The following is a 13,036-nucleotide window of genomic DNA, read 5'->3' as shown; positions in this document are numbered from 1 at the left end:
GCACCGACGCCACCCTCACCACCACCCCCACCGGCTACCGCGTCGAACTCGCCATCACCCGCCCCCACGGCACCGACGACCACCTGGCCGTCCTCAAAGCCCTCGCCCTCGGCGACCGCTGGGGACACACCTACTCCCCGCCCTCCCGCAACAACGGCACCGCCCGCGAAACCGTCTGGAGCGAGATCCACACCGACCCGCCGCCGGAAGGACGTTGAGGCCGGCGGGGTGTTCGGGTGCGGCACCAGTGCTGTCGGCGAAGAGAGCCTTAAGGGCAGCTCAAGTGGGCGGGGAACGCTTGACTGGCCTCGGCGGGGCGGGCATTTTGAGTGCACGGAACGGCTCGGCCGCTCCGTGCACGGTGTTCGAAAACCGCCTTCCGGGGCGGCAGTTGAGAAACAACCCCCACACGGCCCGGCCGTCGCGCTCCCCCACAGTCAGTAAGCGCGATCGGCCGGGCCGGTTCGTCCCCCGGTGGCGGCGGGAGCGTGCCGGACGGTCAGGAACCGGCCTGGGCGCTCTTCATCAGGTCGGCGAAGTCGACGGTGTCGCCGGCCTTCGGCGCGATGGCGGTGACCGAGGTGCCGTAGTCGCTGTAGACGGCCGTCGTGGTGACCGGGCCGGCCTTGCTGTCGAACTTCTCGACCTTCTTCACCAGCAGGTTGTCGGCGTTGATCCAGACCTCGATGTGCTCGGTGGTGATCCCGGCGGCGTCGAGCTGCTTCTGCAGGGCGTCGATCTGGTCCTGGGTGATGTCCTTGGCGTTGGCGCCGGTGAGGTCGGTCAGGTTGAAGTCACCGGCGTACTTGGTGGCCGGGGCGCCGTCGACCGTGTCCGTGCCGCTCTTGGTGACCTTGCCGGAGGCGATCAGGGCGCGCACCGAGGAGACCGGGTCGGCCTTCTGCAGCTGGCTCTTGAGGCTGTCGCCGGCCGCGCCCATCACCTTGGCGAGGTCCTCGTAGCCGTACTTGATCCAGTGGGCGCCACCGAGCTGGGCGGCCATCCCGTCGCCCATGTTCACGTACATCGCTTCGGTGAGGTAGCGGATGGTCATGTTGCCGTCGCTGCCGGCCTCGGCGAGCGACTTGGCCGCCTCGCCGCCGGCCTTGCCGCTCAGCTCGCCCTGGAGGCCGTTCTGCCAGGAGATGGCGCCCTCCATGGTGACCTGCATGTTGGCGCTGTCGTTGGTGATCTCGACCTTGGCGGACTTGGCCGCGGAGGTCTTCTCGCCGACGAGCTTGAGCAGCGCGGCGGGGTCGAGGGCGCTGTCGTTCTGCGTGCCGGAGTTCTTGGTCCCCGAGTCGCCGCCCTTGCTGCTGGCCACCGTGGGGCCGTTGCCGTCGGCCCCCTTGCTGCCACAACCGGTCGCGGTCAGGGCGAGCACGACGGCGGTGGCGGCGAGGAACGTGCGTCCGGTCTTGAGCATGTGGTTCTTCTCCCCCTGGGGAACGTCCGGGTGCGGTGTCTCCGCGCCCGGCTGGTGTCCGGCCCGGTGGTTCTCCGGGCCCGGACGGGCTTCACTGGGACTGCGAACGGCTTCGGACGGAGTGCGTCGGGGCCTTCCGGCGCCACGGCCGCGCCTCTCGTCGGTCGGCGGACCCGGCCGACGGAATGCGCCGATTCCTCATCTCATACCGTTCTCATATTTCCTCGCGGACTCTAGCCGATCCCCGCGACAGCCCGGCAACGGACCGGTGCCCGTCCGGTGGCGGAACACCGACACCCCCGACACCCCCGACACCCCCGGCGCGGCCAGGCGAACGACCGGAACCGCCGGTTGACGGTCCGCCACGGGCGGGTGACGTTTCGTCCGCTTTGTTGACCATCCGGGTCCGTTCGGGAGCACCCAGGACTACGATCGATCAATGACGGACACCACACGCAGAGCAAGCGACAGCGTCGAACTGGCGGCCCGGTACCCGGCCCTGCACGCGCCGCAGCGCTGGGAATGGGGCGGCATCGACGCCCAGTTCAGCACCGACCTGCCGCCGGACGAACTGGTCACCAACATCCACCTGGTCGGCTTCACCGAGGGCCGGATCGTCCTGTGCCTGGACGCCCGCGGCTACTGGTTCCTGCCCGGCGGCACCCGGGAGGCCGCCGAGAGCGTGGAGTCCTGCCTGGAGCGCGAGTTGCGCGAGGAGGCCGGGGCCCGGTTGGTCGGCCCGCCCACCTGGATCGGCCACCACCTCGCCGTCACCGACACCCCCGCCCCCTACCGCCCCTGGCAGCCGCACCCGGTCAAGGCGTGGCTCTGGGGCTGGGCCGACGTCCTGGTCGACTCCGTCCCCACCAACCCGGACGACGGCGAGCAGGTCGTCGAGGTCCGCCCGGTCACCCCCGAGGAGGCCCAGCGGCTGCTCACCCAGCGCCACGAATCCTGGTGGCCCGAACTCGTCGCCCTGGCCGTGGAGTCCCGCACCGGCTGACCCGGCGGCCGAGCCCCTCGGGGCCCGACCGCCGCGGGAGCGGCGCTACTTGCCCAGGCCGGCCCGGCGGAGGGCGTCGGCCATGGCCGAGTTGGCGGGGGCGGGCGGGGCGTTGTTCGGGCGGCGGTCCTGGCGCGGGGGGCGGGAGTCGCGGCGGGCGGACTGCTCGCGGCGGTTGCCACCGCCGCCGGAGCCCGAGCCGGAGCCGGAGCCCGAGCCCGGGGTGGTGTCGTCGTCGAGGCGCAGGGTCAGGCCGATCCGCTTGCGCGGGACGTCGACGCCGGTGACCTTGGCGCGGACGATGTCGCCGGGCTTGACCACCTCGCGCGGGTCCTTGACGAAGTTCTTCGACAGCGCGGAGACGTGCACCAGGCCGTCCTGGTGGACGCCGATGTCGACGAAGGCGCCGAACGCGGCGACGTTGGTGACCACGCCCTCCAGGACCATGCCGACCTCCAGGTCGGAGATCTTCTCGACGCCGTCCTTGAAGGTGGCGGTCCGGAAGGCGGGGCGCGGGTCACGGCCGGGCTTGTCGAGCTCGCCGAGGATGTCGGTGACGGTCGGCACGCCGAAGGTGCCGTCGGCGAAGTCGCCGGGCCGCAGCGAGCGCAGCACCTGGCCGTTGCCGATCAGTTCGCCGAGCTGCCCGCCGGTGGCGGCGAGGATCCGGCGCACCACCGGGTACGCCTCGGGGTGGACCGCCGAGGCGTCCAGCGGGTCGTCGCCGCCGGGGATCCGCAGGAAGCCCGCGCACTGCTCGAACGCCTTGGGGCCGAGCCGGGCGACGTCCTTGAGCGCCTTGCGGGTGCGGAACGGCCCGTTGGCGTCCCGGTGGGCGACGATGTTGTCGGCGAGCGTGCCGGTGATGCCGGAGACCCGGGTCAGCAGCGGCGCGGAGGCGGTGTTGACGTCGACGCCGACGGCGTTGACGCAGTCCTCGACCACGGCGTCCAGCGAGCGGGAGAGCTTGAGCTCGCTCAGGTCGTGCTGGTACTGGCCGACGCCGATCGACTTGGGGTCGATCTTCACCAGCTCGGCCAGCGGGTCCTGCAGGCGGCGGGCGATCGAGACGGCGCCGCGGATCGACACGTCCAGGCCGGGCAGCTCCTGGGCGGCGAACGCGGAGGCCGAGTAGACGGACGCGCCGGCCTCGCTGACCATCACCTTGGTGAGGCCCAGCTCGGGGTGGCGCGCGATCAGGTCGGCGGCGAGCTTGTCGGTCTCCCGGGAGGCGGTGCCGTTGCCGATCGCCACCAGGTCCACCCGGTGCTCACGGGCCAGCCGGGCCAGCGTGGCGAGCGCGGCGTCCCACTTGTTGGCGGGCTGGTGCGGGTAGATCGTCTCGTGCGCGACGACCTTGCCGGTGGCGTCCACCACGGCGACCTTGACGCCGGTGCGGAAACCCGGGTCGAGGCCCATGGTGGCGCGCGTCCCGGCGGGGGCGGCGAGCAGCAGGTCGCGCAGGTTGGCGGCGAAGACCCGGACCGCCTCGTCCTCGGCCTCGGCGCGCAGCCTGGTCCGCAGGTCGATGCCGAGCCGGACCAGGATCCGGGTGCGCCAGGCCCAGCGGACGGTGTCGGTGAGCCACTTGTCGGCGGGGCGGCCGCGGTCGGCGATGCCGAAGCGGGCGGCGATCCGCTGCTCGTAGTCGCTCGCGCCGGGCAGGTCGGCCTCCTGCTCGCCGTCGAACGGGGAGAGGTCGAGGTCGAGGACCTCCTCCTTCTCGCCGCGCAGCATGGCCAGGATCCGGTGCGAGGGCAGCTTGGTGTACGGCTCGGCGAAGTCGAAGTAGTCGGCGAACTTGGCGCCGTCCTGCTCCTTGCCGTCGCGGACCTTCGCGACCAGCCGACCGCGGGTCCACATCCGCTCGCGCAGCGAGCCGACCAGGTCGGCGTCCTCGCCGAAGCGCTCGACCAGGATCGCGCGGGCGCCCTCCAGCGCGGCGGGGGCGTCGGCGACCTGCTCGTTCAGGTACGTCGCGGCGAGCGCGGCCGGGTCCCGGGAGGGGTCGTTCAGCAGGGTGTCGGCGAGCGGTTCGAGGCCGGCCTCGCGGGCGATCTGCGCCTTGGTGCGCCGCTTGGGCTTGTACGGGAGGTAGATGTCCTCCAGCCGGGCCTTGGAGTCGGCGGCGAGGACCTGCGCGCGCAGCGCGTCGTCCAGCTTGCCCTGGGCCTCGATCGACTCCAGGACGGCGGTGCGGCGCTCCTCCAGCTCGCGCAGGTAGCGCAGCCGCTCCTCCAGGGTGCGCAGCTGGGTGTCGTCGAGGGCGCCGGTGGCCTCCTTGCGGTACCGGGCGATGAAGGGCACGGTCGCACCGCCGTCGAGCAGGCCGACGGCGGCCTGCACCTGGTTCTCGCGGACGCCGAGCTCCTCGGCGATCTTGCGTTCGACGGGCATGGTCACGGTGCCGGTCACCCCTTCTGACGGTTGCGGTGTCGCCCGTGCATTCTGGCAGGTCCGGCCGACACGGGCCGGGTGCTCCGGGTGGCCGCCGGGGGCGTGGCGCGTTCCGGGGACGTCGGGGGACACGCGACGGGCGACCCGGGGGCCGCCCGCCGTGTCTGATATGAGAGACGAACAGCTGTTTTGTGACCGCATCCGGGGCGCCGTCGGCGACCTCGCCCGCCCGGCCCGCCCGCAGGCACGGCCCGCCCGCACGGTTCGCCCGCCCGCCCGGCCGCCGGAGCGCACGGCCCGTCGGGGCGCCCGGTCGGCCAGAGCACACAGGAGGACATGGTGGCGCAGGCCCCCGCCCCGGCCGTCCGGACGCCCGCCCGGCCGGTCCGCTGGACCCGCCCCGCCACCTGGCCCCGCGAAGTGCTCGCCCTGGCCGCGTACTGGATCGCCAGCCGGGCGCTGATGGTCGGCCTGATCCGCTCCGGCCGGACCGAGCCCGCCATCGAGGTGCACCGGCTCTACCAGGGCTGGTACCGGGTCCTGCGCACCGGCACCTTCCCGGTCGACGACGTCACCTGGCAGTACCCGCCCGGCGCGGCGCTGCCGATGCTCGCGCCGGGCCTGCTGCCCTTCCTCAGCTACCTGCAGGCGTTCGTGCTGCTGGTGCTGGTGGCCGACGCCGCCGTGCAGGTCGCGCTGCTGGCCGCCGGGCGCGGCCCGGGCCGCTCCGACTGGGGCGCCTGGGCCTGGGCGCTGGCCCTGCCGCTGCTGCTCGGCCTGCCGTACGGCCGGTACGACCTGCCCGCCACCGCGCTCGCGGTCGGCGCGCTGCTGCTGGTCCCGGCCCGGCCCGGGGCCGCCGGGGTGCTGGCCGGGGTCGGCGCCCTGGTGAAGGTCTGGCCGGCGCTGACCCTGCTGGGCACCCCGCGCGGCCGCACCACCCGGCAGGCCTGGACCGCCGCCGCCGTCTCGGCGCTCGCCCTGCTGCTGGTGTTCGCCGCGTTCTTCGACCACGCCTTCGACTTCCTGCACGCCCAGCGCGGCCGGGGCGTGGAGATCGAGTCGCTGGGCGGCAGCGCCCTGCAGGTCGCCCGGCAGTTCGGCTGGTCCGGCCGGGTCGAGCAGCACTACGGCTCGCTGGAGTTCCTCGGCCGGTACGTGCACCGCGTCGCGCAGCTGTCGCTGCTGCTGACCGCCGCCGCCTTCGCCTGGCTGCTGCTGTGGCGGGTCCGGGCCCGCCGCTGGACGGCCGCCACCCCGTACGACGCGGCGCTGAGCGCGGTGCTGCTGTTCACCGTCACCAGCCGGGTGATCTCCCCGCAGTACCTGGTCTGGCTGATCGGCCTGGCCGCGGTCTGCCTCACCGTGGAGGGCACCACGCAGCGGCCGGTGGCGTTCCTGCTGCTGCCCGCGGTCGGCGTCACCACCATCGACTACCCGCTGTTCTTCGACGCGATGCAGGCCGGCGGCTGGTGGCCGACCGCCGTCATCCTGGCCCGCAACGGGCTGCTGCTCGCCGCCGCCGGCTGGTCGGCGGCCCGGCTGTGGCGGGCCACCGTCTCCCCGCTGCCCGCGCCCCGACCGGCCGCGAACGCCTCCGACGCCCCTGACCCCACCGACGCCACCGACGCCACCGACGCCACCGACGCCACCGACGACCCGCGTACCGACCCGGACGCGGTGCCTGCGGCCTGACCCCGCGTCAGGGGTCGTACACTCCCCCAATGGCCGACACCGCGCTGGACCGGCTCGCCGCCGGCAAGTACCTGCTGATCACCAGCTACAAGAAGGACGGCAGCGCCGTGCCCACCCCCGTCTGGGTGGTCCGGGACGGCGACGCCCTCGGGGCCTGGACCGTCGCGGACTCCTGGAAGGTCAAGCGGATCCGGCGCCGCGCGGACGTCCTGGTCGGACCGTGCGACGTGCGCGGCAACCCCAGCGGCAAGCCGCTGCCCGCGCACGCCGAGATCGCCGACGCCGACACCACCGAGCGCTACCGGCAGCTGCTCGCCCGCAAGTACGGCCTGCTCGGCCGGCTCACCCTGCTCGGCAGCCGCCTGCGCCGGGGCAGGACCGGCACGGTCGGCATCACCGTCCGGCTGGACCAGTAGGCCCGACGGCCCCCGTACCGCGCCGCCCCGGCCTCAGCCCTCGTACGGCAGCAGGTCGGGGCGCTTGGCCGGGCGGCCGTCGCCGGAGGAGCGGCCGCGCAGCCGGCGGCCGATCCACGGGCCGACGTGGGTGCCCAGCCAGCGGACGTCCGCGCGGGCCTTCTGGCCGCGGGTGCGGGGGTCCGGCTCGGACAGCGGCGCCCGCCAGTCCTCGGCCGACGGGCGGCCGAGCGCCTCCAGCACCGCCAGCGCGACCCGGCGGTGGCCCTCCGGGGACAGGTGCAGCCGGTCCTCCGCCCAGAGCCGGCGGTCGTCGAAGGCGGGCGCCGAGAACAGGTCGACCAGCACCACCCGGCCCGGGTTCTCCCGGACCACGCCCTCGACGTACGCCTTCATCCGCAGGATCGCGGGCAGCAGGCGGCCGCTGCCGGCCATCCGGCGGGTCGGGTCGGTGGAGGTGAACAGCACCACGGTGCGGCCCTCGGCGAGCAGTCCGCGGACGCACTCGCCGAGCAGCCGCTCGACCCGCGCGACGTCGCAGCCCGGGCGCAGCACGTCGTTCAGGCCGCCCGCCAGCGTCACCAGGTCGGCGTCGGTGGCCGCGGCCAGGTCGACCTGCTCGGCCCGGATCTGGCCGATCAGCTTGCCGCGCACCGCGAGGTTGGCGTACCGGAAGCCGGACCCGCCCGCCGCGCCCGCCTGCCCGGACTGCCCGGGCTCCCCGTCCTCGGCGGCTCCGGCGGCTTCGGCGGCTTCGGCGGCCAGTGCGGCCGCGACCCGGTCCGCCCAGCCGCGGAAGTGCCCGTCGGGCAGCACGTCGTCGCACATGCCCTCCGTGAACGAGTCGCCCACCGCCACCATCGTCCGGTACTGCCGCACACCGCCTCCTGGATCGTTCCCGACCGCCCACCCTACCGAGGCGTAACCGGTGGGTCCGGGCCGGGCGTTCAGGCCGCCGGGCGGGGCACCACCTCCAGCGCGGCCGGGCCGTTGACGATGACGGACGGGATCCGGGCGGGCGGCCGGTCCGGGTCGGCCAGGGCGAGGTCGGGCAGCCGCTCGAACAGGGTGCGCAGCGCGATCCCGGCCTCCAGCCGGGCCAGGTGGGCGCCCAGGCAGAAGTGCGGGCCGTGGCCGAACGCCAGGTGGGCCTTGTCGGGGCGGGCCGGGTCGAAGACCTCCGGCCGGTCCGGGTGGCGCTCCGGGTCCCGTCCGGCGGCGGCGAAGCCGAGCACGACCGGGTCGCCCGCCGGGATCACCACGCCCCCGCCGAGGTCGATGTCGGCCAGCGCGTAGCGCAGCGGGAGGTACATCACCGGGCCCTCGACCCGGAGCGTCTCCTCGATCACGTCCGCCCAACCGGTCTCCCCCGCCCGCACCTTGGCCAACTCCCCGGGGTGGGTGAGCAGTTCGAGCACCGCGCTGGTGATCAGGTTGACGGCCGTCTCGTAGCCCGCGCCGACCATCGCGAACAGCGTGCCGAGCAGCTCCGGTTCGGGCATCGGCCGCCCGTCCGGGCCGCCGGAGAGCAGCAGGTCGCCGGTCAGGTCCGGCGCCGGAACGGCCCGCTTGTGCGCGAGCAACTCGCTGAGCCGCAGGCCGAGTTCGGCCTGCGCGGCGAGGGAATCGGCCTGGGACAGCGAGGAGTCCATCATGGTGTCGATGGCCCGGCCGAGCGCGCCGCGCAGCTGCTCCGGCACGCCGAACAGGTCGCAGATCACCGTCATCGCCAGCGGCAGCGCCAGGGCCTGCCGCAGGTCGGCGCGCCCGCCCGGCGGGAGGGCGGCGAGCTCCCCCACCAGCCGGTCCGCGGTGGCCTGCACCTGCGGGCGCAGCAGCTCCACCCGGCGCGGCGAGAAGGCCGGGGCGATCCGGGCCCGGGCCCGGCGGTGCTCGGCGCCGTGCGTGTTGGCGAAGGTGTCCTGGAACGCGAACGGCGCCAGCACCCAGCCCTCGGGGGCCTGCCCCGCGCCCGGCCAGTGCCGGTAGTCCCGGGAGACCCGCGGGTCGGCGGCCAGCGCCTGGATCGCCGCGTGCCCGGTCGCCGCCCAGGCCGGCACCCCGCCCGGCAGCTCCACCCGCACCGCCGGGCCGCGCGCCCGCAGCGCGGCGGCCTCCGCGTGCAGCGCACCCCCGGCCGGGTCGAGCGCGGGGCAGCGCGGCGCCGGGTCCCCCTCCCCGGTCACCGGGCCGCCCCCTCCGGGTGGGGCACCACGTCCAGGACCGCCGGACCGTTGATGATCATCGAGGGCAGCCGGGCGGGCGTGCCGCCGGGCTCGGCCAGCGCCAGGGCGGGCAGCCGCTCGAACAGGGTGCTCAGCGCGATCTCGGTCTCCAGCCGGGCCAGCGGCGCGCCCACGCAGAAGTGCGGGCCGTAGCCGAACGCCAGGTGGCTCTTGTCCGGGCGCGCCGGGTCGAAGACGTCCGGGCGGTCCGGGTGCACCCGCGGGTCCCGCCCGGCGGCGGCGAAGCCGATGATGATCGGGTCGCCCTTGCGGATCAGCACGCCCTCGCCGAGGTCGATGTCCTCGACCGCGTAGCGCAGCGGGACGTGCATCACCGGGCCCTCGACCCGCAGGGTCTCCTCGATCACGTCCGCCCAGCCGGTCCCGCCCGTCCGCACCTTGGCCAACTCCTCGGGGTGGGTGAGCAGTTCGAACACCGCGCTGGTGATCAGGTTGACGGCCGTCTCGAACCCGCCGGTGATCATCGTGAACAGGGTGCCGATCAACTCCTGGTCGGAGAGCGGCCGTTCGCCCGGACGGTCCGACAGCAGCAGGTCACTGGTCAGGTCCGGCGCCGGATGGGCCCGCTTGTGCGCCAGCAACTCGCTGAGCCGCTCGTTCAGTTCGACCTGGGCGGCGAGCGCGGCCCCCTCGTCGAGCGAGGAGTCCAGCACGCTGTCGATCACCTCGCAGAGCGCGTCGCGCAGCTCCTCCGGCACGCCGAACAGGTCGCAGATCACCGTCAGCGTCAGCGGCCGCGACAGCGCCAGCCGCAGGTCCGTCGACTCCCCCGGCCCGAGCGCGCCGAGCGCCCCCACCAGCCGGTCCGCCGTCGCCTGCACCCGCGGCCGCATCAGCTCCACCCGGCGCGGCAGGAAGGTCGGCCCGAGCCGGCCCCGCGACGCCCGGTGCTCCGCCCCGTACTGGTTGACGAAGCTGTCCTGGAACGCCACCGGCCCCAGTACCCAGCCCTCCGGCACGTCCGCCGCCCCCGGCCAGTGCAGCCGGTGGTCCCGCGACACCCGCGGGTCGGTCGTCAGCGCCTGGATCACCGCGTACCTGGTCACCGACCAGGCCCGCACCCCGCCCGGCAGCTCCACCCACACCGCCGGCCCCTGCTCCCGCAGCCCGGCCGCCTCCGCGTGCAGCGCGCTCCCGGCCGGATCGAGGAAAGGACATCTGGAAACGGAAGAATCGGACACGGCGTGCTCCCCTCACCGAAATCCCCGCACGAGTCCTCACATGGTGCGGCCCGCCGCCCCACCCCCGGAAGCAACTCCCCGGCTTTGTCCTGATTCCGCCCCCGCCACCTCCAACTCCCCTTCCACCAGCCCCGGTTGGCCCCAGAAACCCCGCCCGCCCCGGCCAGGCGGGCCGGGGCGGGCGGGGTTGTCGGGTGGCGGGCCGCGGGGTCAGGCGGAGGTGAGGGTGACGGCGGCTTCGGGGGTGTGGAGTTGGAAGGTGAGGGACTCCTGGAGGTAGAGGTGGACGGTGGTGTCGTCGTGGGAGAGGTAGCCGATGGAGAGGTCCTCGCCGAGGTGGAGTTCGAAGTCGCCGCCGCGGGCGGAGAGCAGGACGGCGCCCTCGACGGCGGGGGCCCAGATGATCTCGCCGTCGAGGAGCCGGGCGAGGTGGTTGTGGACGGGGTAGCCGTGGTCGGAGGTCTCGTTGACGGCGGTGAAGGTGTCGGCGCCGAGCAGCAGCGAGTAGGGGCCGCCGACGCCGGCCAGGCGCAGCGCGGTGAGGGCGCGGCTGACGGCGTTGGGGTACTCGCGGACGTCGGCGGGGAGGGCGACGGGGTGGTTGGAGGAGCCGTCCCGGATGCCGGTGATGCCGGCGGCCTGGTAGCCGTCGAAGACCGCGCGGTCCTCGGCGAGGGCGATGGTGCGGGCGGCGTCCTTGACCGGGTCCCAGTCGGAGTCCTTGGAGCCGCGTTCGACGTCGTCGACGGCGGCCCGGGTGACGGTGAAGGGGACGCGCAGTTCCACCACCTGGAGGGCCTCCCGGGCCCGGGCCTGGATGCCGTTGGCGGGGGCGGCGATGTCGGCCAGGTGCCCGGTGCCGACGGCGGCGAGCTCGGGGCCGTCCGGCCCGGCCAGGTCGACCACCCGGCGCCCGGCGACGTGCAGGCGGAAGGTGCGCCGGGCCTCCTCCTCGATCTCGGCCCAGGCGGCGGCGGAGACGGGCGCCAGGTCGCGGTGCAGGTTGTTCACGATGCGGTGCTCCTTTTCAGGCTGCCGATGTGGAGGCTGCCGTCCCGGACCTGAGGGGCGGGCGGGGCGGCGGCGGGGCCGTCTTCGGCGGCGGCCGGGGCGGGCTCGCCGGGGGCGGGGGGCGGGTCGTCGAGGAAGTCCGCGCTGGGGACGTGGAAGAAGGTGCCGGTGACGGGGGTGGAGAAGTCCAGCAGCCGGTCGTGGGCGGCGGGGCCGCGGCCGAGGAACATGTTGCGGAGCATCTCCTCGGTGACCCACGGGTCGCGGGCGTAGCCGATGAAGTAGGTGCCGCACTCGCCGCCCTCGGCGAAGGACCCGAACGGCATGTTGAGCCGCCAGATGTCGCGGTCCTCGCCGTCGGGGCCGGTGACGGTGTTCAGCGCGACGTGCGAGTCGGCGGGCTTGGCGGCGTCGTCGAGTTCGACGTTGTCGAGCTTGGTGCGGCCGATGACGCGCTCCTGCTGCTCGGTGCCGATCGCGTGCCAACCGGCCATGTCGTGCAGGTACTTCTGCACGATCACGTAGCTGCCGCCGGCGAAGTCCGGGTCCTCGTCGCCGATCAGGACGGCGTCGGCGGCGTCCGCCCCGGTGGGGTTCTCGGTGCCGTCGACGAAGCCGATCAGGTCGCGGCAGTCGAAGTACCGGAAGCCGTGGGTCTCGTCCAGCACGGTGACCCGGTCGCCGAGCCGCCGGCTGACCAGGGTGGCGAGTTCGAAGCACAGGTCCATGCGTTCGGCCCGGACGTGCAGCAGCAGGTCGCCGGGGGTGGCGGGGGCGAGGTGCCGGGGGCCGGCCAGTTCGACGAAGGGGTGCAGCCGGGCGGGGCGGGGGCCGGCGAACAGGCGGTCCCAGGCGTCGGATCCGATGCCGAGCACCAGGCTGACCTCCTGCCGGGGCGCCCGGCTGCCGACGGTGCGGGCCAGGCCGCCGAGGTCGGGCAGCAGGTCGCGGACGGCCTGCTCGCCGCCGTCCTCGATCCCGAGCACCAGGAACACGGCGGCCCCGGTCAGCGTGGCGAGGACCGGTTGGGGCTGCGGCATGGCGGGGGCTCCCAGGGGACTGCCGGAGGTTCGGACGCCCGCCGACCATACCCGGCAAAAGGGACGGGACCGCGCGATGTCCCCCCGAACGGGCGTGTCCGGAGGACCGGCCGGCCCCGCCCGGCGCAACGCGTCCGGGCGCCCTACCCGGTGCGGCGCTCCCGGCGGAGCTCGGCGAGTTCCTCGGTCATCCGGGTGAGGAAGCGGACCACGGTGGCGACCTGCTCCGGCGCGAACTCGGCCCGGACCCGGTCGGTGCACTCGGCGACGGGGGCGAACCACTCCCCGGCGATCCGGGCCGCGCCCGGGTGGTAGTGCACGTGGACCTGCCGCCGGTCGGCCTCGTCCCGGCTGCGGTGGACGTGCCCGGCCCGCTCCAGGCGGTCCAGGACGGCGGTCACCGCGCCGGAGGTGAGGCCGAGTTCGGTCCGCAGCCCGCCCGGCGTGATCCCCGGCGGGTCGGGGGCCCGCAGCACCGCCAGCAGCGCCTGGACGTCAGTGGCGTGCAGGCCGGAGGCGTCGGCGAAGTCGTGCCCGAGCAGGTTCATCTCGGACGCCAATCCCTGCAGCAGCCGTGCGAACTCCCGCTGCGCCACCGGCCGTTCCTCCACCACACCCGTC

Annotated in this window: 11 protein-coding genes and 1 pseudogene; 4 read left to right on the top strand and 8 right to left on the bottom strand. The window is 74.6% G+C overall.

The genetic code is table 11. The features are described 5' to 3' along the window. A pseudogene (locus tag ABD345_RS11815) lies at positions 1-218 on the top strand (hypothetical protein); the annotation flags it as partial. Positions 219-499: 281 nt separating this feature from the next. On the opposite strand, the gene ABD345_RS11810 reads toward ABD345_RS11815, so the two are convergent. Further along, entirely contained in the window at positions 500-1,426 is a 927-nt protein-coding gene (locus tag ABD345_RS11810) for an SCO4651 family lipoprotein (protein WP_344551940.1), read from the bottom strand. Between the two features lie 439 nt (positions 1,427-1,865). On the opposite strand from ABD345_RS11810, the gene ABD345_RS11805 reads away from it, so the two are divergent. Next, entirely contained in the window at positions 1,866-2,429 is a 564-nt protein-coding gene (locus ABD345_RS11805; RefSeq protein ID WP_344551939.1) for an NUDIX hydrolase, read from the top strand. 45 nt (positions 2,430-2,474) lie between these two features. Here ABD345_RS11805 and ABD345_RS11800 read toward each other — a convergent pair whose 3' ends face one another. Further along, positions 2,475-4,826 carry a Tex family protein gene (locus ABD345_RS11800; RefSeq protein ID WP_380276282.1) on the bottom strand — a complete coding sequence of 784 codons (2,352 nt, stop codon included), beginning with the start codon at positions 4,824-4,826 and terminating at the stop codon, positions 2,475-2,477. Between the two features lie 336 nt (positions 4,827-5,162). Here ABD345_RS11800 and ABD345_RS11795 point away from each other — a divergent pair, with 336 nt between their 5' ends. Together ABD345_RS11795 and ABD345_RS11790 are read left to right on the top strand one after the other, a co-directional pair. Beyond that, positions 5,163-6,521, top strand: coding sequence for a glycosyltransferase 87 family protein (locus tag ABD345_RS11795; RefSeq protein ID WP_344551938.1), 1,359 nt, complete (start codon positions 5,163-5,165; stop codon positions 6,519-6,521). A 29-nt stretch (positions 6,522-6,550) separates the two neighbouring features. After that, positions 6,551-6,937 carry a PPOX class F420-dependent oxidoreductase gene (locus tag ABD345_RS11790; protein WP_344551937.1) on the top strand — a complete coding sequence of 129 codons (387 nt, stop codon included), beginning with the start codon at positions 6,551-6,553 and terminating at the stop codon, positions 6,935-6,937. Between the two features lie 33 nt (positions 6,938-6,970). Here ABD345_RS11790 and ABD345_RS11785 read toward each other — a convergent pair whose 3' ends face one another. The 6 genes from ABD345_RS11785 to ABD345_RS11760 all read right to left on the bottom strand — a co-directional run bounded on the left by ABD345_RS11785 (position 6,971) and on the right by ABD345_RS11760 (position 13,011). Further along, entirely contained in the window at positions 6,971-7,816 is an 846-nt protein-coding gene (locus ABD345_RS11785) for an SGNH/GDSL hydrolase family protein (protein ID WP_344551936.1), read from the bottom strand. Between the two features lie 68 nt (positions 7,817-7,884). Further along, on the bottom strand, positions 7,885-9,123 hold the full coding sequence (locus ABD345_RS11780; protein ID WP_344551935.1) for a cytochrome P450 family protein: 1,239 nt from the start codon (positions 9,121-9,123) through the stop codon (positions 7,885-7,887). Then, the gene (locus ABD345_RS11775) at positions 9,120-10,364 is read right to left on the bottom strand and encodes a cytochrome P450 family protein (RefSeq protein WP_344551934.1); all 1,245 of its coding nucleotides are present in this window, start codon (positions 10,362-10,364) and stop codon (positions 9,120-9,122) included. Before ABD345_RS11775 ends, ABD345_RS11780 begins: the two co-directional genes overlap by 4 nt. A gap of 210 nt (positions 10,365-10,574) precedes the next feature. Beyond that, positions 10,575-11,375, bottom strand: a complete 801-nt coding sequence (locus ABD345_RS11770) for a family 1 encapsulin nanocompartment shell protein (RefSeq protein WP_344551933.1) — start codon at positions 11,373-11,375, stop codon at positions 10,575-10,577. Next, complete coding sequence (locus ABD345_RS11765) at positions 11,372-12,415, bottom strand: Dyp-type peroxidase (RefSeq protein ID WP_344551932.1); 1,044 nt, start codon at positions 12,413-12,415, stop codon at positions 11,372-11,374. The genes ABD345_RS11770 and ABD345_RS11765 overlap by 4 nt, the downstream gene beginning before the upstream one ends. A gap of 143 nt (positions 12,416-12,558) precedes the next feature. Then, positions 12,559-13,011, bottom strand: coding sequence for a MarR family winged helix-turn-helix transcriptional regulator (locus ABD345_RS11760; RefSeq protein WP_344551931.1), 453 nt, complete (start codon positions 13,009-13,011; stop codon positions 12,559-12,561). Positions 13,012-13,036: the final 25 nt, after the last annotated feature.

Origin of the sequence: Kitasatospora saccharophila (genome assembly GCF_039529925.1) — a bacterium.
Classification (GTDB): Bacteria; Actinomycetota; Actinomycetes; order Streptomycetales; family Streptomycetaceae; genus Kitasatospora; species Kitasatospora saccharophila.
The sequence above is the reverse complement of the archived record's forward strand: the minus strand, read 5'-3'. Positions and strand labels throughout refer to the sequence as shown.